22 protein-coding genes are annotated in these 24,475 nt (G+C 56.0%); 6 read left to right on the forward strand and 16 right to left on the reverse strand.

Annotation, left to right across the window (positions count from 1 at the left end):
- Positions 1-2: 2 nt before the first annotated feature.
- The 4 genes from sucC to ACXAF0_RS04245 all read right to left on the reverse strand — a co-directional run bounded on the left by sucC (position 3) and on the right by ACXAF0_RS04245 (position 5,166).
- On the reverse strand, positions 3-1,232 hold the full coding sequence (gene sucC / locus ACXAF0_RS04230) for an ADP-forming succinate--CoA ligase subunit beta (protein ID WP_475346221.1): 1,230 nt from the start codon (positions 1,230-1,232) through the stop codon (positions 3-5).
- Between the two features lie 141 nt (positions 1,233-1,373).
- The gene (gene mdh, locus ACXAF0_RS04235) at positions 1,374-2,324 is read right to left on the reverse strand and encodes a malate dehydrogenase (protein WP_475344050.1); all 951 of its coding nucleotides are present in this window, start codon (positions 2,322-2,324) and stop codon (positions 1,374-1,376) included.
- 627 nt (positions 2,325-2,951) lie between these two features.
- Positions 2,952-4,079, reverse strand: coding sequence for a cell division protein ZapE (zapE, locus tag ACXAF0_RS04240; RefSeq protein WP_475344052.1), 1,128 nt, complete (start codon positions 4,077-4,079; stop codon positions 2,952-2,954).
- Positions 4,080-4,176: 97 nt separating this feature from the next.
- Positions 4,177-5,166 (reverse strand): CorA family divalent cation transporter, encoded by a 990-nt coding sequence (locus tag ACXAF0_RS04245; RefSeq protein ID WP_475344053.1) that lies wholly within the window; start codon positions 5,164-5,166, stop codon positions 4,177-4,179.
- Positions 5,167-5,383: 217 nt separating this feature from the next.
- On the opposite strand from ACXAF0_RS04245, the gene ACXAF0_RS04250 reads away from it, so the two are divergent.
- Entirely contained in the window at positions 5,384-8,002 is a 2,619-nt protein-coding gene (locus tag ACXAF0_RS04250; RefSeq protein WP_475344055.1) for a DUF3772 domain-containing protein, read from the forward strand.
- 104 nt (positions 8,003-8,106) lie between these two features.
- Here ACXAF0_RS04250 and ACXAF0_RS04255 read toward each other — a convergent pair whose 3' ends face one another.
- The 4 genes from ACXAF0_RS04255 to nadA form a co-directional block, all read right to left on the reverse strand.
- Positions 8,107-8,922: an isocitrate lyase/PEP mutase family protein gene (locus tag ACXAF0_RS04255; protein WP_475344058.1), complete on the reverse strand. Its 816-nt coding sequence runs from the start codon at positions 8,920-8,922 to the stop codon at positions 8,107-8,109.
- Positions 8,923-9,050: 128 nt separating this feature from the next.
- Positions 9,051-9,476: an NUDIX hydrolase gene (locus tag ACXAF0_RS04260; RefSeq protein ID WP_475344059.1), complete on the reverse strand. Its 426-nt coding sequence runs from the start codon at positions 9,474-9,476 to the stop codon at positions 9,051-9,053.
- A 6-nt stretch (positions 9,477-9,482) separates the two neighbouring features.
- Positions 9,483-10,322 carry a carboxylating nicotinate-nucleotide diphosphorylase gene (gene nadC / locus ACXAF0_RS04265; RefSeq protein ID WP_475344061.1) on the reverse strand — a complete coding sequence of 280 codons (840 nt, stop codon included), beginning with the start codon at positions 10,320-10,322 and terminating at the stop codon, positions 9,483-9,485.
- Between the two features lie 78 nt (positions 10,323-10,400).
- Positions 10,401-11,423 (reverse strand): quinolinate synthase NadA, encoded by a 1,023-nt coding sequence (gene nadA / locus ACXAF0_RS04270; RefSeq protein ID WP_475344065.1) that lies wholly within the window; start codon positions 11,421-11,423, stop codon positions 10,401-10,403.
- A gap of 368 nt (positions 11,424-11,791) precedes the next feature.
- Here nadA and ACXAF0_RS04275 point away from each other — a divergent pair, with 368 nt between their 5' ends.
- Positions 11,792-12,016: a hypothetical protein gene (locus tag ACXAF0_RS04275; protein WP_475344067.1), complete on the forward strand. Its 225-nt coding sequence runs from the start codon at positions 11,792-11,794 to the stop codon at positions 12,014-12,016.
- A 100-nt stretch (positions 12,017-12,116) separates the two neighbouring features.
- Here ACXAF0_RS04275 and ACXAF0_RS04280 read toward each other — a convergent pair whose 3' ends face one another.
- The 7 genes from ACXAF0_RS04280 to fsa form a co-directional block, all read right to left on the reverse strand.
- Positions 12,117-13,505 (reverse strand): glutamine synthetase family protein, encoded by a 1,389-nt coding sequence (locus ACXAF0_RS04280; protein ID WP_475344069.1) that lies wholly within the window; start codon positions 13,503-13,505, stop codon positions 12,117-12,119.
- 69 nt (positions 13,506-13,574) lie between these two features.
- A complete protein-coding gene (locus ACXAF0_RS04285) occupies positions 13,575-14,066 on the reverse strand; it encodes a class I SAM-dependent methyltransferase (protein WP_475344071.1) in 492 nt (163 codons plus the stop codon).
- 60 nt (positions 14,067-14,126) lie between these two features.
- Positions 14,127-14,732, reverse strand: a complete 606-nt coding sequence (locus tag ACXAF0_RS04290) for a glutathione S-transferase (protein ID WP_475344075.1) — start codon at positions 14,730-14,732, stop codon at positions 14,127-14,129.
- An 86-nt stretch (positions 14,733-14,818) separates the two neighbouring features.
- Entirely contained in the window at positions 14,819-15,124 is a 306-nt protein-coding gene (locus ACXAF0_RS04295) for a YrhK family protein (RefSeq protein ID WP_475344077.1), read from the reverse strand.
- 84 nt (positions 15,125-15,208) lie between these two features.
- Complete coding sequence (locus ACXAF0_RS04300) at positions 15,209-16,159, reverse strand: tyrosine recombinase XerC (RefSeq protein WP_475344079.1); 951 nt, start codon at positions 16,157-16,159, stop codon at positions 15,209-15,211.
- Complete coding sequence (locus ACXAF0_RS04305; protein WP_044827252.1) at positions 16,138-16,827, reverse strand: DUF484 family protein; 690 nt, start codon at positions 16,825-16,827, stop codon at positions 16,138-16,140. The genes ACXAF0_RS04300 and ACXAF0_RS04305 overlap by 22 nt, the downstream gene beginning before the upstream one ends.
- A 391-nt stretch (positions 16,828-17,218) precedes the next feature.
- Positions 17,219-17,875 carry a fructose-6-phosphate aldolase gene (gene fsa, locus ACXAF0_RS04310; RefSeq protein WP_475344085.1) on the reverse strand — a complete coding sequence of 219 codons (657 nt, stop codon included), beginning with the start codon at positions 17,873-17,875 and terminating at the stop codon, positions 17,219-17,221.
- Positions 17,876-18,047: 172 nt separating this feature from the next.
- On the opposite strand from fsa, the gene ACXAF0_RS04315 reads away from it, so the two are divergent.
- Positions 18,048-20,279, forward strand: a complete 2,232-nt coding sequence (locus ACXAF0_RS04315) for a primosomal protein N' (RefSeq protein WP_475344088.1) — start codon at positions 18,048-18,050, stop codon at positions 20,277-20,279.
- A gap of 21 nt (positions 20,280-20,300) precedes the next feature.
- On the opposite strand, the gene ACXAF0_RS04320 is transcribed toward ACXAF0_RS04315, so the two are convergent.
- On the reverse strand, positions 20,301-21,071 hold the full coding sequence (locus ACXAF0_RS04320) for a substrate-binding periplasmic protein (protein WP_475344092.1): 771 nt from the start codon (positions 21,069-21,071) through the stop codon (positions 20,301-20,303).
- Positions 21,072-21,317: 246 nt separating this feature from the next.
- Between ACXAF0_RS04320 and ACXAF0_RS04325 the strand changes: the two genes are divergently transcribed.
- From ACXAF0_RS04325 to atpA, 3 genes are all read left to right on the forward strand, one after another.
- The gene (locus ACXAF0_RS04325; RefSeq protein WP_475344095.1) at positions 21,318-21,956 is read left to right on the forward strand and encodes a glutathione S-transferase family protein; all 639 of its coding nucleotides are present in this window, start codon (positions 21,318-21,320) and stop codon (positions 21,954-21,956) included.
- A gap of 419 nt (positions 21,957-22,375) precedes the next feature.
- Positions 22,376-22,933, forward strand: a complete 558-nt coding sequence (locus ACXAF0_RS04330) for a F0F1 ATP synthase subunit delta (RefSeq protein ID WP_475344097.1) — start codon at positions 22,376-22,378, stop codon at positions 22,931-22,933.
- Positions 22,933-24,465: a F0F1 ATP synthase subunit alpha gene (gene atpA, locus ACXAF0_RS04335; RefSeq protein ID WP_475344098.1), complete on the forward strand. Its 1,533-nt coding sequence runs from the start codon at positions 22,933-22,935 to the stop codon at positions 24,463-24,465. The genes ACXAF0_RS04330 and atpA overlap by 1 nt, the downstream gene beginning before the upstream one ends.
- Positions 24,466-24,475 lie beyond the last annotated feature (10 nt).

The following is a 24,475-nucleotide window of genomic DNA, read 5'->3' on the forward strand; positions in this document are numbered from 1 at the left end:
AGTTACGCGGCCTCCTTCACAGCTTTGACCACCTTTTCGGCGGCATCGGCAAGGTTGTCAGCCGAAACAATCGGCAGACCCGATTCTTCGAGGATCTTCTTGCCAAGTTCGACATTGGTACCTTCAAGGCGAACGACCAACGGGACGTTCAGGCTGACTTCGCGGGCTGCTGCCACAACGCCGTCTGCGATCACGTCACAACGCATGATACCGCCAAAGATGTTGACCAGGATGCCTTCAACATTCGGATCCGACAGGATCAGTTTGAAAGCAGTGGTCACGCGTTCTTTGGTTGCACCGCCACCAACGTCAAGGAAGTTGGCCGGTTCGCCGCCATACAGCTTGATGATGTCCATGGTTGCCATGGCAAGGCCTGCGCCGTTGACCATGCAGCCGATGGTGCCATCGAGCTTGATGTAGTTGAGGCTGTGTTTTGCAGCTTCGAGTTCGGCCGGATTTTCTTCGTCTTCGTCGCGCAGCTCTTCGATGTCCGCATGGCGGAACAGCGCGTTGTCGTCGAAGTTCATTTTGCAATCAAGCGCGATGATGTCGCCTTCGCCGGTGACGACCAGCGGGTTGATTTCAACCATGGCAGCATCGCTATCGAGGAAGCACTGGTACATCGCCGACATGAATTTGACAGCTTTGGAAACCTGCTTGCCTTCAAGGCCAAGTGCAAACGCCAGTTTACGACCGTGGAAGCCCGAGAAGCCGGCAGCCGGATCGATGTCAACGGTGACAATCTTTTCCGGGGTTGCTGCAGCAACTTCTTCGATGTCCATGCCGCCTTCGGTCGACGCCATGAAGATCACACGCGAAGTTGCGCGATCAACGAGAACCGAAAGATACAGTTCGCGTGCGATGTCGCAGCCTTCTTCGATGTAAACGCGTTTGACTTCTTTGCCGTCCGGGCCGGTCTGGTGGGTAACCAGGGTGGAGCCGAGCATCTGTTCAGCGTTCTCGCCGACTTCTTCCGGGCTCTTGACGACGCGAACGCCGCCCTTGTCACCTGCTTTGGCTTCCTTGAAGGTGCCTTTACCGCGGCCACCTGCATGGATCTGGGACTTTACCACGTAAACCGGGCCAGCCTGGGACTGGGCAGCTTCGATGGCTTCCTGAGCGGTGTATGCAACCTTGCCGTTCGGCACGGTCACACCGTATTTGCGAAGAATTTCTTTCGCCTGGTACTCATGAATATTCATGTTCGGTCGCTTTCTTGCCTTCCGTACGATTTCCGGTGGGTCAGAAATCTGGATTTCAATGTCCCTTAACGAGCGGGAGGGACTTTGTTACGAGGCCCGCGATCATTGAAGTTTGAAAAACAACAATGATTGAAAAACGGGCCGGTCAATGACCAGCCCGTTTCGCGTTCTTTAGAGCATGCCCTTGGCAGCATCGACAAGGCCGCGAACTGCATTCACGGAATTATCGAAGTTTGCCTTTTCGGACTCGTCAAGATTGATCTCGACGATGCGTTCTACACCGCCAGCGCCCAGAACAACCGGGACGCCAACATAAAGACCGTCAACACCGTATTCGCCGCTCAGGTAAGCAGCAACCGGCATGACGCGCTTCTGGTCTTTGAGGTAGCTTTCCGCCATCGCGATTGCCGAAGCAGCCGGGGCGTAGAAAGCAGAACCGTTTTTCAGCAGGCCGACGATCTCTGCGCCACCGTCACGGGTGCGCTGAACGATCTGGTCGATTTTTTCCTGCGTGGTCCAGCCCATTTTGATCAGATCCGGAACCGGGATACCGGCAACGGTCGAATAACGGATCGACGGGACCATGGTGTCGCCGTGGCCGCCCAGAACAAAGGCGGTAACGTCTTTGACCGAGACGTTGAATTCTTCTGCGAGGAAGTAACGGAAACGGGCCGAGTCCAGAACGCCAGCCATGCCGACAACTTTCTTCGGATCGAAGCCGGTTGCCTGCTGCATTACCCAGACCATCGCATCAAGCGGGTTGGTAATGACGATGACGAAGGCGTCAGGAGCGTGTTCCTTGATGCCCTGACCAACCTGGGTCATGACTTTGGTGTTGATACCAATCAGGTCATCGCGGCTCATGCCCGGCTTGCGAGCAACACCGGCAGTTACGATGACGACATCAGCGCCTGCGATGTCTTTGTAGTCACTGGTACCCTTGAGGTCGGCATCAAACATGTCGACGGGGGAGGATTCAGCAATGTCAAGCGACTTGCCCTGTGGCATGCCATCAACGATGTCGAAAAGGACGACGTCGCCAAGCTCTTTCAGACCGACGAGGTGAGCAAGGGTGCCACCAATATTGCCGGCGCCGACGAGCGCGATCTTGTTGCGGGCCATTCCGTTACCTTCTTCCCTATTGCGCTTCCTGGGGGTCGAAACTCAACTTGGGAGCGCGATTGAAAATTTAAACCTGCGAACGCGAAATAATCGTTCGTAAACATCGAGTGTCGTAAACTGAATCGGCACGAATGACAAGGGGAAACCCCACTGTTTTTACGAGGAAAACCGCCGCTTCGGGGTTTATTGCAACTAACGTCTAAACGCTTAAAAACCATTCACGTTGCAGGTGCGAAGGCGGGCGAATGTGCAGCAAAACCAAAGCTGGTTTACGATTGCGGCCTGCCTAAATGAAAGGCAGTCCGCGCCTTTGCTGCGAATTCGAGCGTATGAACCCGATTACACCAACGCAGCAATGCGCAAAACAGCCATCAGCCATGCGGTCAGCTCGGGGGCGTGAAAACCGCTATATGACGAATTTTGCGTGAAGCTGCGTTTCCCCTGCGTCATACGCAAGAAACACCCGATGATAAGCGCTCATATGGCGAATAATTGCGATGGTTTTAAAATGGCTGTTTTGGAGTCGTTTTACACTGATCGACGCACGCTTTGCGCGCGTCCGACAAAATAGGTCTGATCTGCCCGTTGATTGGCGGAATTTGCGGCCCGATCCGCGATCAGGTGCGATCAGGTCAGATGCGCCATATCGAGATATTCCTGACTGCGCATTTCGGTCATGCGCGACACCGTGCGCTGGAATTCAAAGGAATAGTCGCCGTCGGTGTAAATCTCGCTCGGGTCACATTCAATGGCACAGATCAGTTTGGTTTTGTGCTCATACATCGCATCGACCAAAGTGCCGAACCGTTTGGCCCAGTCACGTCGGGAGTCCGGCAATTTCGGAATGAAATCAATGACGATGGTATGGAAATGGGTCGCGAGCGCGATGTAGTCCCCCGGACCCAGCGGGCGCGTGCACAGCTCGTCAAAGGTGAATTTGGCAACACCGGCGCCGGCAGCAGCGATTTCGATTTTGCGGCCCTTGATCGTCAGGCTGTCAGGCGCGACGCGTGCTCCTTCGGTCAGGGTGGCAAACATTTCATCAATCCGCGCTGACGCTTCTTCGCGGGTTGTCGGATACAGGAAGACCTCGGCAGCCGTCAGGTTGCGCATGCGGTAATCGGTGGGGCTTGCCAGTTCGAGCACATCAAGCTTCTGCTTGATCATGTCGATAAAGGGCAGGAAGTTCTGGCGCTGTAGACCATCCTTATAGAGGTCATCGGGCACACGGTTCGACGTCGTGACAATCACCACCCCATGATCAAACAGCTGCTCAAACAGACGGCCCAGGATCATCGCGTCGGTGATGTCGGTTACCTGCATCTCGTCAAAGCACAGCAACCACGCATCCTCTGCGAGGTCCTTGGCAATGGGCGGTATCGGATCGGCATCGTCTTTTTTCTTGGTCTGGCGATAGCGGTGCATGCGGTCATGCACGTCCTGCATGAAGTCATGGAAATGCACGCGACGCTTTTTTTCAATGTCGATGGTTTCATAAAACAGATCCATCAACATCGATTTGCCACGCCCGACTTCGCCATAGATATAAAGCCCAAGCGGCGGGGTGGGCTCTTCGCGACGCCGGGTCAGGCCAAACCGTTCGCGCCAGCCGCCAGTGCCGGTGGCCGGTTCGTAATGGTCGAGCGCATGTTTCAGGCTTTGCAGCTTCTCGGCGCACAATTCCTGCATCGGATCGTGGGACAGCTCACCAGCGGTGATTTTCGCGCGATAACGGGAAAGCGGGCCGTCGGTCATCAACAAATCTCGAATGCAGTGAAAGAAATCAACGTCGTGGCTTTGTCATAGCGCCAACGTGCATCGCATTGCAACAAGGTGCTTTGCATTGCAGCTATCAGATCAGGCGCATCTTTTTAAACAGCCAGATTTCAAACGCGGTTATGACGGCCAGTATGATCGACACCCCAAGGAAGCCATACGGGCTGTCAGTGGCGGGTACACCGCCAACATTGATGCCCAGAAGCCCGGTGACAAAACTGATCGGCAAGAACAGTCCGGCAATGACTGTCAGCCAATACATGGTGCGGTTCATCTGTTCGCTTTCCATGGCCATCAGGTTCTCATTAACGATCTGAAGGCGTTCGCGCAGTGAATCGAATTCCTCGACCAGGCGGACGGTCTTGTCGGTCAGGGCACGGGCGCGGCGCTTGAACCGTTTGTCCGACCAGGCCGGCTTCTGTTCGACAAAATTTGCCAGCGCATCACGTTGCGGTCCCAGATGACGGCGCAGGCGCGATAACATGTGGCGGATATCCGATCCGCGTTTGCGCAATGCCAGCGTCTTGCCCTCGGCCACGGTTTCCTGATCATCCTCGATCACTTCGACCGCGTCTTCCATGTCGCGCACGACATTCTCAACCCGGTAAGCAAGCCGTTCGGCAACCGTCAGGACAAAGTCATCAATGCTGTTGGGCGCTTTGCCCTCGGCAATGGCGGCGCGCATGTCATCAAATGCCCGAAGCGGCTGATTGCGCAGCGTGATCACCATGTTACCCGTGACCCAGAAACGCACCGAAATCATGTCAGCCGGATCATTCTGGGCATTCAGGTTCACCCCGCGCAGATTAAGCGAATAGCCCGGGTCATAGAAAAACACCGCCGGGCGCGTGCCGCGCGTGGAAAGTGTATCGGTGATGGTGGCATCAAGCCCGGCCACATTGATCAGCCAGTCGCGCACACCGTCCCCCATCCAGTCGAGATGCACCCAAAGGTAATTGCCCTCGCTCACCTCCGGCAGGCCGGTTTGCAGGACATCCCAACCGATGGGCGTGGCCGTGCCATTCGGGGCAATTTCAAAAGCATTGATCAGCGCGGTTTTGCTCATCGCGGGCTCCTTGGCTGACTGTGTGCGCACAGGTCAGGAACGGGGTTATTCTCAACGCGTCATCGCACGGGAACGAAACGTTAGATGATTCGTTATTGTTCTCAGTGTAGGCTTTGGCATTGTGAACAAGTATCAAGCCAACCTGTTTACAAAACGCGAAAAACGCTCAAGAAATTGAAGCTGGGTATTGGCTCGGCATCATCATGGATCATCAGGAATGACATCAGTTCGTCAGGTCATCGCAGGTCTTGCAGTCGCTTTGTTTGCAATGACGGCTTCTTTCGGTTTGTCGGCCCAACCCAGCGAACAGCGGCCCGAACCTGTTCAAAAGATCGAACTGGAAAATGCCCAGAACCGCATCTCGGACTGGGAAGCCACCCTTGATGAACTTGAAGAGTCGATTTCCGGCGAAGAAGTCACCGGGCGCGTGATCGCAGATGGCCGTGATCAGGTTGAAACCATCCAGCTTGCCATCAATGACCTGCGCGGGCGCGCCAATGATCGCCTGCAGCGCTTTGAAGCTGCCCTTGGCAAGCTGGGCGAAGCCCCGGCCGAGGGCGAAGAAGAAGTTCCCGAAGTTGCACGCGAACGCGAACGTATTGATCAGGACATCGCGCGCGTCAGCGGCGTGATCAAGCAGCTTGAACTGACGAATTTCCGCGCCAGTGAACTGTCCGATCAGTTGGCTGGTTTGGCGCGCGAACGCTTTACCCGCCGCATCCTTGGTCGGGTTGATGTGCCGCTTGATCCGGTTGTTTGGTTTGATGCCTGGGGCGAAATTGTTCAACTGCCCAACATGGTGCGGGCCCGTTATGCCAATCTTGAACTTGAAGGGGAGGTCGCCGACCAACTGTCGGAGGTGGCACCGGGACTGGTTCTTTTGGCGGTGATTGTCCTTGCGGCCCTGATCGGTGGCGAGGTGGTCGTGCTGCGCTATATCCCCGCGCGCTGGAACAGTGTCCCTGACGAGGACCGAGTGTCGCTTATATCCGGCACGCGGTTCCTGTTTACCGCGCTGGTGCCGGGCATTGCCCTTCTGATCGCCTATGGCATGCTTGAATCGCGTGACGCGCTACTCAGCGGTCCAATGGGGGACTTAGTTCATCAATGCTTTGCGGCTGCGCTGTTCCTGTTGTTTGTCGGCGCTGCGGTACGCAGTGTGCACTCGCCCTTTGCCCCTTCATTGCGCCGCTCAGGCACAACACCGCAAGGTGCAAGGGTTGTCGGCTTCTGTTCGCTGGCCGTCGCAGTGATTTTTGCCTGCGACATGGTGTTGCTGCAGGGGGCGACCACGCTGGGCACGTCGCTTGATATCGCGCTTGTGCAAAGCATCTCGAACGTTCTGGTCATTTCGGTTTTGCTGTTTGTCTCCTCTCTCGGGATGTTCTGGCAACATGACGAACAGGATCGCCACGAAGTCTGGTCCAAGATCGAACGCCGGTCGCGCCGGGGTCTGAAACTCATTGCGATTCTGATGCCGGTCCTGATGGCGGCTGGCTATGTTGCGCTGGCCCGTTTCATTCTTGAAAACCTGATGATGGCGCTGGCGTTTCTGACCTGCTACTGGCTACTGCGCGCCTATAGCCGTGCACTTATGCACACCTATCTGGTGCGCCCGGAAAGCAGCGAGGACAGCAATGTCAGTGATGCTGTGCATGGCACGTTATATTTCTGGCTGCGGGTTCTGATCGATGTGGTGATGTTTTCCATCGCCGTGCCGGTCGCAGTTATGATCTTTACCGATATTGCCTGGGCCGATCTTATTCTGGCCGTTCAGCAGGCCTTTATCGGCATTCAGGTTGGTGGCATTCATTTCTCGTTGCGCTCCATCCTGCTGGCCGCCCTGATGTTTGTCATCGTGCTGGCCGCGATGCGCTTCTTCCAGCGGATGCTGAGCACGCGCGTTCTGCCCAACACCAAGCTTGATCAGGGACTGCAACATTCCGTCTCGGCGATCTTTGGCTATGCCGGGATTTGCCTTGCCATTCTGTTGGCGGTCTCTGCTGCCGGGCTTGATCTGTCCAACCTTGCGATCATCGCCGGTGCCATTTCGGTTGGTATCGGTTTTGGCATGCAAAGCATCGTGAACAACTTTGTCTCGGGCCTGATCCTTTTGGTCGAACGCCCGATCAAGGTGGGGGACTGGATCGTGGTCGGGGCCGATCAGGGCTTTGTCAAAGACATCCGGGTCCGTGCGACCGAGATTGAAACCTTTGACCGCTCTTCGGTTGTTATTCCGAACTCCGAGCTGATTTCAAACCGGGTTCTGAACTGGACGCTTAAGGAACGCTCTGGCCGTGGCATCATCAAGATCGGGGTTTCATATGGTGCGGATATCGAAAAGGTCCGCGAGATCCTGTTTGAAATGGCGGACAAGCGCCGTGAAATTCTGACCTATCCGGCACCGCAGGTGGTGTTCATGGATTTCGGGGCCAGCTCGCTTGATTTTGAACTGCGCTATTTCCTGCGCGATATTGGTGATGTGATTGCGGTTGCCAGTTCAATCCGCTTTGAACTGGTGCAGCGTTTCCGCGATGAAGGTATCGAAATTCCATTCCCGCAGCGCGACCTTAACCTGCGCGATATCGACAAACTGACCGATGCCATCCGTGATGCCGGAAGGGGCGCACCGCAACAGATCACTGAAATCGAACCGAAGTCAGACAACACCTCGGAAAATAAAACCGACGAAACGTCCTCTGACTCAGATGACAGCGGGGCGGATCAAAAGGCGGCACCGCCGTCTGCGGCGAAGGATGTTTCGCGTGATCGCGATGCGTCGGGCCGTGAAATTCCCGATGCGGGCGGTAGTCCGGACGGGGATGCGCCGCGCTAAGAGATGTTCTCGGCTCGTTGGCCATGCTTGTGCCGGGGGGGGGGCTGCTTGGGTTTGCTCACAGGATTAACGTGTTGCGCCTTCGTGACCGGGCGTTGCGTTCTTTATGCGGTGAAAAACTCTTCAAGCTCGGCAAAACCCATGGCCTGATCGGAAAACCCGAATGTTCCGGTGTCGATCATTTCACGCGATGCATTGACAAAGGCGCCGTAGGCAAGGCGGGCAAGTGCGGACCCGACGCTGATCCTTTTTGCGCCAGCCTCGGCCAACTCGGCCAGACTGAACGTTTTTCCAGGCATGCCCATAACAACATTCACCGGTTTGCTCAGCGACGTGCAAACAGTGCGGATTGTATCAAGATCATATAGACCCGGCGCATAAAGAACATCAGCACCTGCCTCTTCAAATGCCTGAAGGCGCTTGATCGTCTCGTCAAGATCAGGACGTCCCCACAAAAAATTCTCACATCGTGCGGTAAGGACAAAATCATGGGGCAGGGCTGATTGTGCTTCGGCGGCAGCCTGGATGCGTTCAACGGCAAGCGAGAAATCATAGATCGGTTTTTCCCGATCCCCTGTGTGATCTTCAAGCGAACAGCCAGCTAGGCCGATCGATGCCGCGGCCGAAATTGTTTTCGCCGCGCTTTCCGGACTATCGCCCATCCCTTTTTCAAGATCGGCCGTCACGGGAAGTGGTGTGGCAGAAACCATTGCCTCGCAATGCTTGAATGTATTTTCGGGTGATGTTTTGCCCTCGGCAACGCCCAGAGAAAATGCCATGCCTGCACTGGTCGTTGCCAAGGCGCGAAAGCCAAGTGCTGCAAGAATTCTGGCTGTTCCGATATCCCATGGATTGGGAATAATAAATGCACCGGGCTCTTCGTGAAGTGCACGAAGCAGTGCCCCTTTGTCCTGCGTCATGTGTCGATCCTTTGATGCCGAGTTGCACGGCATTATTATCACAAAGAATTTAGAACATAAAGTGAACATTGGGAGGGGTGATACGGGTGAAATAGGCTGCCTGTTGGGTGAGTGGCGTTGAAAGGGGATCAAATATCAAACAGGGCGGCGGTGATTTTTTGACCCATCGGGGCCATCAGATGGCGTTCACGCGGTGAGAGCCACCTGAGTTCTGCGATCTCGCTTGCCGGGGCAAGGGTGCCGGAATAATCGCCGGTAAAGCAGGTCATCCGGACAACCGATCCGTCGGGCTGGTTATGGCCCTGTCCGGCAAAGGTCCCCAGTCGGCGCAAGGTACCGGGCACAAGGTCTACACCGAGTTCTTCATTGATTTCGCGTTTGATGGCTTCGCGCGCGGTTTCACCCGGATCAATCTTGCCGCCGGGAAGATAGAACCGGTCACGACCGTGGCTTCTGACTGACAGGATGTTTTCGCCGTCGCGCAAAATCCAGTTGGCGGTTTCGATCACCTTGATAAGGGCTGGGTCTGTGGTGCTTTGACTGCTTTCACGCATGCGGCCTCACAGGACTGCAACATCAAGTCCGATATCAACGGCCGGTGCGGATTGGGTAATCCGCCCGACGGAAACATAATCGACCCCGGTTGCGGCAATCGCACCGATGGTCTGAAGGTTGACACCCCCGGATGCTTCAGTCTTGCAGCGACCGGCGACAATTGCAACCGCTGCGTGCAACATCTCCGGCCCCATATTATCAAGCAGAATGATATCTGCCCCGGCATCTGCGGCCTCACGCACCTGATCAAGCGTGTCGCATTCGACCTCGATCTTGGGCAGGTTGGCGGTACGTGCCGCTTCGACACATTTGGTGATCGATCCGACAACACCGATATGGTTGTCCTTGATCATCACCCCGTCATAAAGCCCCATGCGGTGGTTCTGTGCACCCCCCATGCGGGTGGCGTATTTTTCCATCTTGCGCCAACCGGGCAAGGTCTTGCGGGTATCAAGAAGCTTTGCCGTTGTATCGCCCATCGCCGCGACATAGGTCCGCGTTGTGGTGGCAATGCCCGAAAGATGCTGCAGGGTATTAAGCGCTGTACGCTCAGCCGTCAGAATGCCGCGTGCATTGCCCTCAACCACCGCCATCACATCCTTGGCCTTGATCGCATCGCCGTCTTCGCAGCGTTTTTCGATTTTCGCATCCGGGACCAGTTTGCGGAAGCATTCAAGCGCAATATCAAGGCCGGCGACTACGATATCCTCGCGGGTTTCAAGCGCAACGCGCAGCCGCGCATCGGCGGGAATGACATTGTCAGATGTGATGTCGCCGGTGCCGATATCCTCGGCAAAGGCGCGGTCAATGAATTCCGTGATTTCGGCTTGGGTAAGGACGGTCATGATGGTGGGCTGCTTTGAATTCTGATGGGGGATGGCAAACAGCCCCGCAAGATTGGCGGGGCTGTGAGTTTGGTCGGCTTAGGCTGCGTCGTCTTTTTTGACTGGAATATTCTTTGACATTTCCAGCATGCGCTCCAGCGGCTTGACCGCTGCAACGCGCAGGTCCTCGGGCATGACGATCTGCGGACCGTTATTGACCAGACACAGATAGAGCTTCTCAAGCGTATTGAGCTCCATGAACGGGCAGTTGTTGCACGCGCATGATCCGTCGGCACCCGGTACTGGAATGAATTCCTTCTGCGGGGCGGCCTTTTCCATCTGGTGGATGATGTGCGGCTCGGTCGCGATCAGGTATTTCTGATCCGGACCGTTGATCACATATTCCAGAATCGCACGTGTCGAACCAATGTGATCGGCATGTTTCAGAATACCGTCATGGCATTCCGGGTGTGCTGCGATCTTGGCATCCGGGTTCTGGGTTTTAAGCCGGATCAGCTCACGCTCGGAGAACTGCTCATGCACGATGCACGACCCGTTCCACAGCGTCATGTCACGGCCGGTCTTCTTGGCAAGATAGGACCCAAGATGGCGGTCCGGCGCCCACAGGATCGGCTGATCGGCCGGGATCTGATCAATAATCTCGGCCGCATTGGACGAGGTCACAATAATATCGGACGCTGCCTTCACCTCGGCCGAGCAGTTGATATAGGTGATCGATACGTGATCAGGATGCTGTTCGCGGAACTTGCGGAACGGTTCTGGCTGACAGGAATCTTCGAGCGAGCACCCTGCCTTGGAGTCCGGCAGCAGAACGGTTTTATTCGGGCTGAGGATTTTGGCAACTTCGGCCATGAAGCGCACGCCGCAGAACACGATGACATCGGCATCGGTTGCTGCTGCCTTGCGCGACAGATCAAGGCTATCACCGACAAAGTCGGCAAGGTCCTGAATTTCCCCATCCTGATAGTAATGGGCCAGAATGATCGCATTCTTTTCCTTTTTCAGGCGCTGAATCTCAGCTTCCAGATCAAGGGTGGGATCAATCTGCATTTCCGACATTGCGTCGGCCGAGGCCTCGGCAATGGTGATCATTTCATTCATGGCGTCGTCTCATCTCGCCTGTTTGCAAGCCGGAGATAATGCGCGGGCCCCGGCATCGCAAGTTAATGACAGTTTGAGACCTGAATATCGCCATTGGGCAGGGATGGCAAGGAATTGGGCGACAAAGCAAGGCAGCCTTGCGTCAACAACAGCACATCTGATTGATAAATCTCAGTGCTGCTACCTTTGAGCAATTCTATGTTTGGCCCGGATTACGTAACGGATTGACGATGAAATGCGCGTTCGGACACGCGGTTTCGCTGTTTTTATCCGGCTGTTACATACCTGCCTTGTAGAATAAGAAATATGCGCGGGGCCCCAGATCGGAGCATAAGGCGCATAACGAATATATATTGAGAGTCTTGAATATGGATTGGGTCCCGATTGCCTTTGGCACGTTCAAAGCCGCCGCACTGCTTATCGCGATGTTCTTCGCCATCAAATGGCATTACGACCAGGGCCAAAAGTACGGCAGGCAAGCCGTCCTGCGCGCCAGCGCCAAGGTCACCGGCCTTTTCGTGCTCGCGCTTCTGGTTGTCGGTGGCATCACGCTTGCGCTCAGCAATTTCCTGGGTCTGGATCTGACCTACTGATGACACTGCTATCATAAACGACATCGGCCCTGCTGGATCTCCCGCAGGGCCGATGTCGTTTTATTTTGATAGTGCTGCGGTCACGTGCGGTGATCAGCGATCAAACGGAAAACCCGTAATAGTCCCACTCTGCCGCAGACACCTTGAGCGCCATCTGTTCGTATTCGGCTTGCTTGATTTTGGTAAAGGCCGTATGGAAGCGGTCGCCAAGGGTTCGTTTGTTGAATTCGGATGCACCGAACTGATCAATCGCATCCAGCCAATGACGCGGCAGGTCGTTGGGGGCCTTTGCTTCGCCGATTTCATCTTCGCACGGTTTGCCCGGATCGATTTTGCCTTCGATGCCGTCAAGGGCGGCCCCAAGGGTTACGGCCGCGACCAGGTACGGGTTGGCATCGACACCGGCAATACGGTGTTCGAAATGGCGGGTTTTGCCAGGCGTGCCGGGTACGCGGAGCGCCACAGTGCGGTTTTCAACACCCCAGTCATCGGAGGCCGGTGAATACATCGCCGATGCAAAGCGCCGCCAGGAATTCATGAACGGGGCGAGGAGCAGCATGGTTTCGCCAATCGTGCCGCGAATGCCGCCGATTGCATGCAGCATAAGCGGGCTTAACGATCCGTCTGCCTGATCAGCAAACAGGTTATTGCCATCCGGGCCGGCAAGTGACAGGTGCAAATGCATGCCGGATCCGGCTTCATTGCCAAATGGCTTGGGCATAAACACCGCTTCCTTGCCAAAGCGCCGTGCGACCGTGCGGATCAGGCGTTTGGCGATAATGACGTCATCGGCCGCCCGCATCAGATCGCGGTAGCGGATGGTCATTTCATACTGGCCCGGACCATATTCCGAAATCAGGGTTTCCAGCGTCAGGTCAAGATGCTTCGCCCCGTCATAGACCGCATCAAAAAGCGGCGACATCTCGTCAATCTCATCGACGGACATGGTGTTGCGCAATTTGCTGCGCCGTTTGGTGATGGCATAGGAGGCCGGGTGATAAAGCCCCTGGGCATCTGGCGCCTGATCGACCAGATAAAATTCAAGCTCGAACGCACCCATCGGATAGAAGCCAAGCTTCTCGGCACGTTTGACCTGTGCGCCAAACACATTGCGCGGGTCAACGTCATGCGGTGCGCCGTCTTCTTCATACATGGCAATCAGAAGCTGCCCGCGGCCGGTATGGGGCAGATAACCCAGCGTGCCCGGCACCGGCCAGCAGCGGCAATCCCCGCCGCCACCGGTTTGCACAAGGCCGCAATCATCAACATCCTCACCACTGACATCCTGCCCGAAGATCGAGCTTGGCAGACCGCGCCCGGATTTATAGATGCTTTCGAGTTCATGACGCCGGATCGTCTTGCCCCGGCCAATCCCGTGAAAGTCGGTCAGGATGATGTCGATGGCTTCGACATCGGGGTAATTGGCCAGAAAGTCCTGTGCTTCGGACAATTGACTTCCACTGGGGGAGGGGGCGTTTGCGGTGGCCACGGCACGATTTCCTAAGATGCTAAAATTTGTTCCGCCCAAAAAGGCACAGAACCGATGCAGGGCAGGATATTAGCCCTGATACCGGCGGAAGAAATAGCGATCTTTTGGAACGCCTTCCGGGAGTGGCTCGGCAATTGTGCCCGGAACATCGATTTTCTGATCGGATGCGACAATCGCACCCTTCATCAATGCCGGCGGCAGGGTCGACCCGATGAAGGATGCGATCTTGGCGTTCAGCTCCTCATCCCCGGTGCCAACATCGGAATGCACGAGTGCCACCTTGCCTTTGAAACGCTCGACCGCCTTGGGCAGGGTTTCAAAGATGTCGCCAAGGAACAGGTGGTCGTCATCGGGGATGCATTTTGGGTGGGCGGCAATCTGACGATCAAAGACGAAAATCTCGCGGTCCGGCATGATTTCGCGCAGATGGTCGAAGGTGCGCCCGTTGCCAAGCCCGACTTCAAGCACGATGCCGTCCTGATCCTTGATCATTTCGGCGGCCGCATTCAGGCAATCGCGTTGGGCTTGCAGGCGGCGGATGACGCTGTTCAGTCGGGACATTGTATAAAAGGCTCCGGGTTGTTTTTTCGTGGATAGGCACGTGATTTAAAGACTGCAATATCAGGCGACAAATCTGGTGGCCTCAAAGGCCGGCACACGCGCATCAAAGGTTTCAAGCCAAGTGACCAGCGGGGAATAGCTTTCGCGCCATTTGCCCTCAAAGCGCAGATCAAGATACCCCAGGGCACAGGCAATCGCGACATGGCCAATTGTCAAATCCCCTTCAAGGGACGGTGCATTGGCACTCAGATGATCCAGCGACCGTTTGACCTTGTCGGCCTGATAGGACAGCCAGTCGTCATGGCGTTTGTCTTCCGGGCGCATGCGGGTTTCATAAACCTGCAGGATCGATGCATCGACAATGCCATCACCAAGCGCCTGCAAGGTCAATGCTTCCCAGCGGGCATCGCTTTCGGTCGGATGCAGGGTGGTGCCATCGACTTGTGCATCAAGATATTCACAGATCACACGGCTATCGAAAATCTTGCGGCCATCATCAAGGATCAGGATCGGAATTTTACCCAGCGGGTTTTGCTGGCGCAGGGTATCTGCCGGGTCGTTGGTGTTCGACATTTCGACTGACAACTGGTCATAAATGCCAAGCATCTTGGCAGCGATTTTAACTTTCCGGCCAAACGGCGACGGACCACTCGAACGCAGAATCATGGATTTCCTCCGGGGATTTCGGTTATTTGCAAGCAGTCTAAGGGCGAACAGTGATCGCAAGGAACTGAAATTTTCTCAAATGAGGATCAGGAACCGGAACCGGTGGCCGCCGGCGAGGTTTCAGTATCGTCTTCCTCATCCCCTTCGCCCAGTCCAGCCAGATGCAGTTCACGTGCAAGGCGCACGGCAGGGCGGGCGGCAAAGAACACCGATCCGATGATAAACATCCACGTCCCGGCCTTGACCGTTGCGTCATCGAGAAACAGGAAGCTTCCGACAATGAACAGCACAGCAGCCAGAAGGTCGACAGCCGAATAGGCGATCTCATACGCGCTGTAAATCTGGCGGTGGCGATGGCTGGCATCAAAGCGGCGGGATCGAAAGAGCTTCATGAGGCTTCTGTTTCTTCTTGTGGGACAAAAAGGGCGACGTATCTGGTTTTAACGCGCGGCCAGGCAAAGCGGTTCCGGGGAGCATCAGCGCCGGGCACGCGGATGGGTGCCGTGATAGACCGCCATCAATTGTTCGGTATCAACCGCGGTATAGCGCTGCGTCGTTGATAGCGATGCGTGGCCGAGCAGATCCTGAATGGTGCGCAAATCACCGCCCCCGGCCAAAAGATGCGTCGCAAAGGAATGGCGCAGCGCATGCGGGGTGGCCGTATCGGGCAGCTTTAAAAGTCCGCGCACCTTGCGCATTTCGCGTTGGGCGACCTGTGCGACAAGGCGTTTACCGCGCGCACCAAGGAACAATGGATCATCGCCATTGGGTGCAAACGGGCAGCTGTGGATATAATCCTCGATCGCGTCCCGCACGATGGGCAGAACCGGGACAAGGCGCTGCTTGTTGCCCTTACCCGTGATCACCATCGAATCCCCGGTCGGGCGTTGATTGGCGTTTAAATCCAGCGCCTCGGAAATACGCAATCCGCAGCCATAAAGCAGGGTAAAAAGCGCAAGGTTACGTTTGCCAAGCCAGGGTTCATCCTGCCAGGCATCGGCATTTTCAAGCACCGCCATTGCGTCATCGGGGGCGAGCGGCTTGGGTGTTGATTGCGGCAGGCGCGGGTTGCGGATCGACTGCACGGCAGCATTTTGTCCGCGTCCGGATCGTTCAAGGAAGCGATAGAAATTGCGCAAGCTTGAAAGCGCCCGCGCGGTAGAGGTTTTGGCCATGCCATCCATGCTGCGCCGGGCCAGCCAGCTTCGAAAATCGCGCGGGTTCAGACGCAGCAAATCGCGGAGCGTCGGGGTATCGCCAAGATGGTCTTTGACAAACCCCAGAAAGGCATAAAGATCGGCCAGATAGTTTTCCGTGGTGTGCTCGGATGCGCGGCGCTCATCGGCAAGCCAGCCACGCCAGTCGGCAATGGCGTCGCGCACATCCTGGGGCAGAGTGATGGCGGTCAGACCGTTTGGGTCAACCATCGGCGCACACCAAACTCGATGACAGAAGCCAGGAACATGATCAGGTCATTGGCCTGTGCCGGGCTGAAATAATCAGGCTCCTTGACCCCAAAGGCAACAAGCCCGACCGGATCCCCATAAAACGGTGCCAGACGCACAATCGCGGCAGAGCGGATATCGGACGCCTTCGGGCCAAAGATCGCCTCATCCCCCGCATCGTCAGGCAGAAGCCAGACATCCTGTTCTTCGCCAAGAACCTGATCAACCGCACCAGCAACCAGGCGACGGACCCGGCCATCACAACTGGGCACTGGCGCCTCATTGCATTCCTCGAAACACAGCGCGATGGCATCAAGATCGAGTAGTTCAGGGACAAGGTCTTGCAACGCCTCGACAAAGGTTTCAAACCCGCGTGCATTAAGCAGTGCCAGAACCGCACGGTGAATGCGGCTTTGGGTTTCGAGGTTGGATTTGGAAATGTTGATCAGCTCGCTGGTGGCCCCGCGCAGCTTTTCGCGTTCATCGCGCAGCCGGGCGACGACATATTGCTGCATGTCGGCAACGCCATTGCCCAGTTCGCGCATCGGCAGATCAAGACTTTCAAGCAAGTCCGGGCGCGTAGTGAAGAATTCGGGATGTTCGGCAAGGTAGTCCGCGACATCATCGGCGCGCAAAGCTGTCTTTTCCATCGGTTCCGGCTTGAAAAGTGAGAAACAAAAAACCCGGCTGCCACAATGCGGGCTGCCGGGTTAAATGCATGTTAAAAACCGCACGCGATGCGGGTTTTTAGGGGCCAAACTGATTCACATAATCGTCCCGGTCTCCCGGATTTGTGCGGATATGCGGAGCAAAGTCGCCGGAAGATCTATATCTTTCAAGGCTTTGCGACAAAATAGCCCGTGCAAATCCAGGTGATCCGAAGGACAACTGCTATGAGAGAAAGCCTCTGCGTCAAATCCCTTGACCGGGGATCACCCCGATCTGCGGGCTTTTCCTTGTTTTTTCTCTCATATCAGTTGCCGGGGCGGTCATGTGAATCAGTTTGGCCCCTAAATGTCTGTCGCGATCAGCGATCCAAAATTACAGGATCGACTGGCCGGTTTTTTCCCAATCGGCCAGGAAGGCTTCAAGGCCTTTGTCGGTCAGCGGGTGTTTGGTCAGCTGACCCAGAACCTGGGGCGGGATGGTGACAACGTCAGCACCGAGACGGGCCGAGTCGACAACATGCTGCGGGCCACGTGCCGAAGCAACAAGCACTTCGGTGGTCCAGTTAGGGTAGTTGCCATAAACATCAACGATGTCGGCAATCAGCTGCATGCCGTCAGAGGAAATGTCGTCCAGACGGCCAACGAACGGCGAAACATAGGTCGCACCGGCTTTGGCAGCCAGAATGGCCTGACCAACCGAGAAGCACAGCGTCACGTTGGTCTGAATGCCTTCGTCGGTGAAGGTACGGCAAGCCTTGAGACCATCCGCGGTCAGCGGCAGCTTGACGACGACATTGGCGGCGATCTTGGCAAGCTTGCGGCCTTCGGCAACCATGGTTTCGTAATCGGTCGCAGCAACTTCTGCGCTGACCGGGCCGTCGACAACTTCACAAATTTCCTTGATCAGTTCGAGAAACGGTCGGCCAGACTTTGCTACCAGCGAGGGGTTGGTGGTGACACCGTCCACGAGGCCGGACATGGCCAGTTCGCGGATTGCGTCGATGTCAGCGGTATCGATGAAAAACTTCATTGGAATTCCTGTTTAGGACCTGTTGTTCAATGATGCGGTTAGCTGCTAGGTTCTGGATCATCTGATGACGGAACCAGATCCTTGCTGTGGGACCGTTATTTTCTTGTGCCCTTAAGCTGGCGATCCTGAAAGGGCACCGGTCGGATGGGCAACCTCACGGGGTTTATAATATATGAGTGCCGCAAAGGCCACCTCTGGAAATTTGTTTGCGAATGATCCGGCCTTTGAGGTAACCGCCCAGACCGTGAGCGTCCTGCCGCCCCTGCCTTTGGCTGGCCCATATGACTATCTGGTGCCCGAAGGTGTATCGGTTGCGCCGGGCGATTTCGTTGAAATTCCATTGGGCCGCCAAACCCAGCGCGGTGTCGTCTGGGGCGATGCCAAGGGCGATGTTGATCCCGCCAAATTGCGTGAAATTCTGGGCGTGCTGCCAACGCCCCCCATGGATGACGTGACACGCAAATTCATTGACTGGGTGTCGGCCTATACCATGGCGCCGCAAGGGGCAGTTTTGCGCATGGCGATGAGTGTGCCCGACGCGCTTGAGGCCCCCAAGCCGATCTTTCGTTTTACCCTGAACCCGGAATTTGACGTTTCAGGTTTGCGCATGACACCACCCCGCAAACGGGTTCTGGCGTTTCTGGCCGACCATCCGCCGATGGAGCAGGGCGATATCCTGCGCGAAACCGGTGCCCGGGCCAGTGTTGTGAAAGGCTTGGTCGAAGCCGGTGCCGTGCAGCGCTTGATGGTCACCCCGCCATCGCTGTTTGAAGCCCCCGATCTTGATATTCCCCGCCCCGATTTATCGGCCGAGCAGAATGAGGCCGCAGATGAACTATGCGCCCGGCTGGAGCAGGGCGGGTTTTCCTGCACTTTGCTGGATGGTGTCACCGGATCGGGCAAGACCGAGGTTTACTTTGAGCCGGTCCGCGCCGCCTTGGCAAAGGGGCAGCAGGTTGTCGTCCTGTTGCCGGAAATCGCGCTTTCGGCCCAGTGGCTGCAACGTTTCCGCGACCGGTTCGGGGTGGAGCCGGCCCTTTGGCATTCCGAAGTCGGGCAGGCGCGCCGACGTGATACCTGGCGGGCGGTGGCCGATGGCTCGGCACGATTGGTTGTCGGGGCAAGGTCGGCTTTGTTTTTGCCCTATCACGATCTTGGCCTGATCGTGGTCGATGAGGAACATGAACACGCGTTCAAGCAGGAAGACGGGGTGATGTATCACGCGCGTGACATGGCGGTAACGCGTGCACATCTGGGCAATATTCCGGTCGTTCTGGCCTCTGCAACCCCGTCGCTTGAAACATTGGCCAATGTCGAAGCCGGGCGCTATCAGCGCGTCCAGCTTGGCAGTCGTCATGGTGCGGCTGTATTGCCCAGTGTGGAGATCATCGATATCCGCCGGGACAAACCCGAACGCAATCGCTGGATTACCCCAACGCTTAAAAAACGTCTGGCAGAAACCTTTGCCAGTGGTGAACAGGCGATGCTGTTCCTGAACCGGCGGGGTTATGCACCGCTGACGCTCTGTCGCGCCTGTGGTCATCGCTTCCAGTGCCCGAATTGCACGGCCTGGTTGGTTGAGCACCGGGCATGGGGCAAATTGCAATGCCATCACTGCGGCTATCAGTCCAAGGCGCCGGAAGTCTGCCCATCCTGCGGGGCAGAGGGCAAACTGGCGCCCTGCGGGCCGGGGGTGGAACGCCTTTATGAGGAAGCGGTCGAAACCTTCCCTGATATCCGGGTTGAGGTCGCGACATCCGATAACATCATGGGACCCAAAGCCGCAGCCGAACTGATCAAGCGGGTGCATAATCACGAGGTGCACCTTTTGATCGGCACGCAGATTTTGGCCAAGGGCTATCACTTTCCTATGCTGACCCTTGTGGGCGTGGTGGATGCTGACCTTGGCTTGGCAGGCGGTGATTTGCGCGCGGCAGAGCGTAGCTATCAATTGCTGACCCAGGTGGCCGGGCGCGCCGGGCGTGGCGATCGACCTGGCACGGTTATCTTGCAAACTGCGGATCCGGCCAACCGGGTGATCAAGGCGATTGCTGCGGGTGATCGCGATGCCTTTAACGAGGTGGAGCTGTCCCAGCGCATGACCCATGGCATGCCGCCGCATGGTCGCCTGGCCGCCCTTATTATAAGTGGCAAAAAAGAAAACGAGGTCGATGAAGCCGCCTGGCGCATTGGTCGTGTGGCACCGCGCGGGGATGGATTGATGGTCTTGGGGCCTGCCCCGGCACCGCTTTCGCTGTTGCGCGGGCGCTATCGTCGACGCTTCATGATCCGGGCTGACAAGTCGGTCAAGATGCAGGCGCTGATCCATGACTGGCTGTCAAAGGTGAAGACGCCGGGCAGTGTCCGCGTGCAGGTCGATATTGACCCCTACAGCTTTATGTAAGGTGGATTTCGTTTGGGGCGCTTATTGCGAATATTGCGACTGCCACCAGTCGTAGCCGTCCGCGCCAAGATAGCGTTCAAATATTTCCAGCAAGCGACCATCGTCGCGCATCTCGCGGATGATTTTGTCATATTCGGCCAGAAACATATCCTTGCCCGGATAGTTGGATGCCCGTGAGAACACATTATAATAGGGCGCCCGGCGCAGCGGCGGATACAGGAAGGCCAGCTTGTCGCGATAGCGATTCTCAAGGCTGTCATAAATGGTATTCAGGTAATTGACCGGCACCGCATCAAAACGCTTTTGCAGCAGCATCGGAATCAAAAGATCACCGCGCGCCACCGTCTGGATATCCAGACCGGAATTCCAGAATGCAGGGGTATAGGAATAATCGGCCGCCGCCCCGATCCGCACCCGTGACAGGTCGGAAAACTCTTCAAACCGGATGGTATCCTTGTCCTCGGCGCGGACGGCAAAGCGCCAATCAAGCAACAGATGGGCTTCGTCCGGATAAATAAGGTACTTGGCGCGTTTGTCGTTCATCGACAGGGTCAGGATGATATCGGATGTGCCATTACGCGCATTGTGCAGCAACCGGCTGCCAGTATCGACAAAACGAAAGACATAATCGCTGATCCCCATGGTGTTGAGGACCTCGGTCATGATGTCGATATCGATGCCTTTGGGTTCTTCGTGGCCCATCCATTTAAGGGGTTCTTCTTCAAGCCCCTCGATAATCAGGGTGCGCGCCATCGACTGTTTGCCTTGAAAGAACATCAAGGCCAGCAGCATCAAGATACAGATCAGAAAGTTTTCCGATCGAAAGGCTCTTTCGAGGCGATATGGCACGGGCATCCCGGTTCGCATGGTTGGTGGTCGGGAAATGATACGGCATCTTGTGCGCCATCACGAATAGAATCTTGTGGGTTTTGCGGTGCTTGCGGGTTTTCAGGTGGTACTGGATACAGAGACAGGAATTCACTAGGGTCATTTGATCGCCTCCCGCATGCCCAGCCAACAGCACCGAGATTACTGTCCATGACCTATAAGCTTTTTTACGCGCCCGGAACTGCCAGCATGGCAGTACACTGGATGCTGATCGAACTCGGTGTGCCGTTCGAGACTACACTGGTCGATATTGAAAACGGTGAACAACGCAATCCCGACTATCTTCAGCTTAACCCGACCGGGCGTGTGCCGACTTTGATCATTGATGGCACTGCATATGGCGAAACCGTCGCTTTGATGATGTTATTGGCAGAAAGGCATTCCGACAGTGGGCTTGCGCCCGAGCCAGCGAGTCCAAAAAGAGCCGAATGGCTGCAGCTTGCGATTTATATTGCCAATACCCTGATGCCTGCGATGCGCGACTGGCTTTATGCTGCCAAGGACGGCGATCCCGACGGGGCCGGTGCGGTCAAGGCGCTGGCGGAAAAACGGATCAGTGCCGTCTGGGATGATTTCGAAGCCCGCCTGTTGAAAAACGGCGCGTATTTGCTGGGCGATCAATTCGGGATGGTCGACATGTTGGCTGTCATGTTGATGCGTTGGTCGCGCAAAATGCCGTGCTCTGCCATCGACAGGCTGACTTTGCGCCAATATGTCGAACGCATCACCTCTCGTCCGTCCTTTATTGAGCTCAGCACCCGTGAAGGTCTGTCTGGTTGGCCGACCTGAGCGTGACCAACAGGACCCATACCGGTGAATGCTGCGTCATTTCGGCCAAAACAACGTGACCTTGGTCACAGTCGGGGCGGGTTTCTACGCTGTTTTTGCTAAAGGATCGCGCGATTGGTCCCGTTTTGGGGGATTCGTCGCCGGAATCAGGAATTCATTAACCTTCGGACCTGATCGGCGATTGCAGGCGTGTTATAAAATAGTTGTAAGCCTGCCTTAAAAATGGGCGATTTCGGGGTGTTTTTGCCCATCTTTGCCAAAGAATGGAAAAGAGCGCGCAATTGCGCTTGCGCGGGGGTTGCCCCCTCCAAGGACATGTGATACCAAACGCTCGCTTCCCGGAAGGAAACCCTTTCGGGGGATCATTTTTTTATACGTATCCGAGTCGTTCTCATAACCAGAATTGAGGGCTTTCACCGGTGTCCCAAAATACTGCCGCGACCGGGCTCCAAGGGCGCTACGCCACAGCACTGTTTGACTTGGCCAATTCGGCCAACCAGCTTGATGTTGTCAAAAGCGATCTTGAATTGCTCGACCAGGCCATCGCAAACAGCGATGACCTCCGGAATGTACTCCGCAGTCCCGTGATTTCCCGGGACGTGCAGGCCAAGGCGATGGCGGCTCTTCTGGATAAACTCGGCGTTTCCGAGTTGACCAAGAAGACCGTTGGGCTTCTGTCTCAGAAGCGTCGTCTGTTTGCCCTGCCGGCTGTTGTCGATTCCTACCTTTCCATGCTCTCGGCTCACAAGGGCGAAGTTACCGCACAGGTGACCTCGGCAAATGAGCTGAAAAAAGAGCAAATCGAAGCTGTTACCGGCGCTCTCAAAGAAGTTGTCGGCGCCACTGTCAAAGTGGACCTTAAAGTTGATCCGGCTGTTCTTGGCGGTCTTGTCGTCAAGGTCGGTTCCCGGGTTTTTGATGCCTCGCTTCGTACTAAACTGCAGAAGCTCGAGCTCGCTATGAAAGGGGTTGCGTGATGGAAATCCGCGCCGCGGAAATCTCCGCTATTCTCAAGGATCAGATTGCCAATTTTGGTGCTGAAGCCGAAGTTGCCGAAGTCGGTCAGGTTCTGTCCGTCGGTGACGGTATTGCCCGTGTTTACGGTCTGGACAACGTCCAGGCTGGTGAACTCGTTGACTTCCCGGGTGGCATTAAGGGCATGGCCCTTAACCTCGAAGAAGACAACGTCGGTGTCGTGATCTTCGGTTCTGACCGTTCGATCAAGGAAGGTGACCAGGTTAAACGTACTGGCGCCATCGTTGACGTCCCGGTTGGTAAAGAACTTCTGGGTCGCGTTGTTGACGGTCTGGGTAACCCGATCGACGGCAAGGGTGACCTTGCTGCCAAAGAACGTCGCCTTGCCGACGTCAAGGCACCGGGCATCATCCCGCGTAAATCGGTTCACGAGCCGGTACAGACCGGTATCAAGTCGATTGACTCCCTGATCCCGATTGGCCGTGGCCAGCGTGAGCTGATCATTGGTGACCGTCAGACCGGTAAAACCGCCATCATCGTTGACACCATTCTGAACCAGAAGCCGGTGAACGATGCAGCGAAATCCGACAGCGACAAGATGTTCTCCATCTATGTTGCAGTTGGTCAGAAACGTTCGACCGTTGCACAGGTTGTTAAGGTCCTTGAAGAGCGCGGCGCGATGGAAAACACCATCATTGTTGCTGCGACCGCATCCGACCCGGCGCCGATGCAGTTCATCGCACCGTTCGTTGCTTGCGCAATGGGTGAGTACTTCCGTGACAACGGCATGCACGCAACCATCTTCTATGATGATCTGTCCAAGCAGGCTGTTGCTTATCGTCAGATGTCGCTGCTGCTTCGCCGCCCGCCGGGACGTGAAGCATTCCCGGGTGACGTCTTCTATCTGCACTCCCGTCTGCTGGAACGTGCTGCGAAGATGAATGACGAAAACGGCGCTGGCTCGCTGACCGCACTTCCGGTCATTGAAACTCAGGGTAACGACGTTTCCGCGTTTATTCCGACCAACGTGATCTCGATCACCGACGGTCAGATCTTCCTTGAAACCGACCTGTTCTACAAAGGCGTACGCCCGGCTGTGAACGTTGGTCTGTCGGTTTCGCGTGTTGGTTCGTCCGCACAGATCAAAGCGATGAAGCAGGTTGCCGGCTCGATCAAGCTGGAACTCGCACAGTATCGTGAGATGGAAGCATTCGCTCAGTTCGCATCGGACCTCGATCCGGCGACCCAGAAACTTCTGGCCCGTGGCGCACGTCTGACCGAGCTGCTCAAGCAGCCGCAGTACTCGCCGCTCAAGGTCGAAGAGCAGGTTGTTGTGATCTATGCTGGTGTTAAAGGCTACCTGGATAACGTTCCGGTAACCAAGATCCGCGCCTTCGAAGAACAGTACCTGTCCGAAATTCGTTCGGCTGGTGCTGATATCCTCGATGCGATCCGCACCGAGCAGAAACTGTCTGACGAGACAGAAGGCAAGCTGAAAGCGTTCCTCGACAAGTTCGCGAAAACCTTCGCGTAAGACTGAAACT

It is taken from the genome of Thalassospira sp. ABD4_177 (assembly GCF_056160125.1).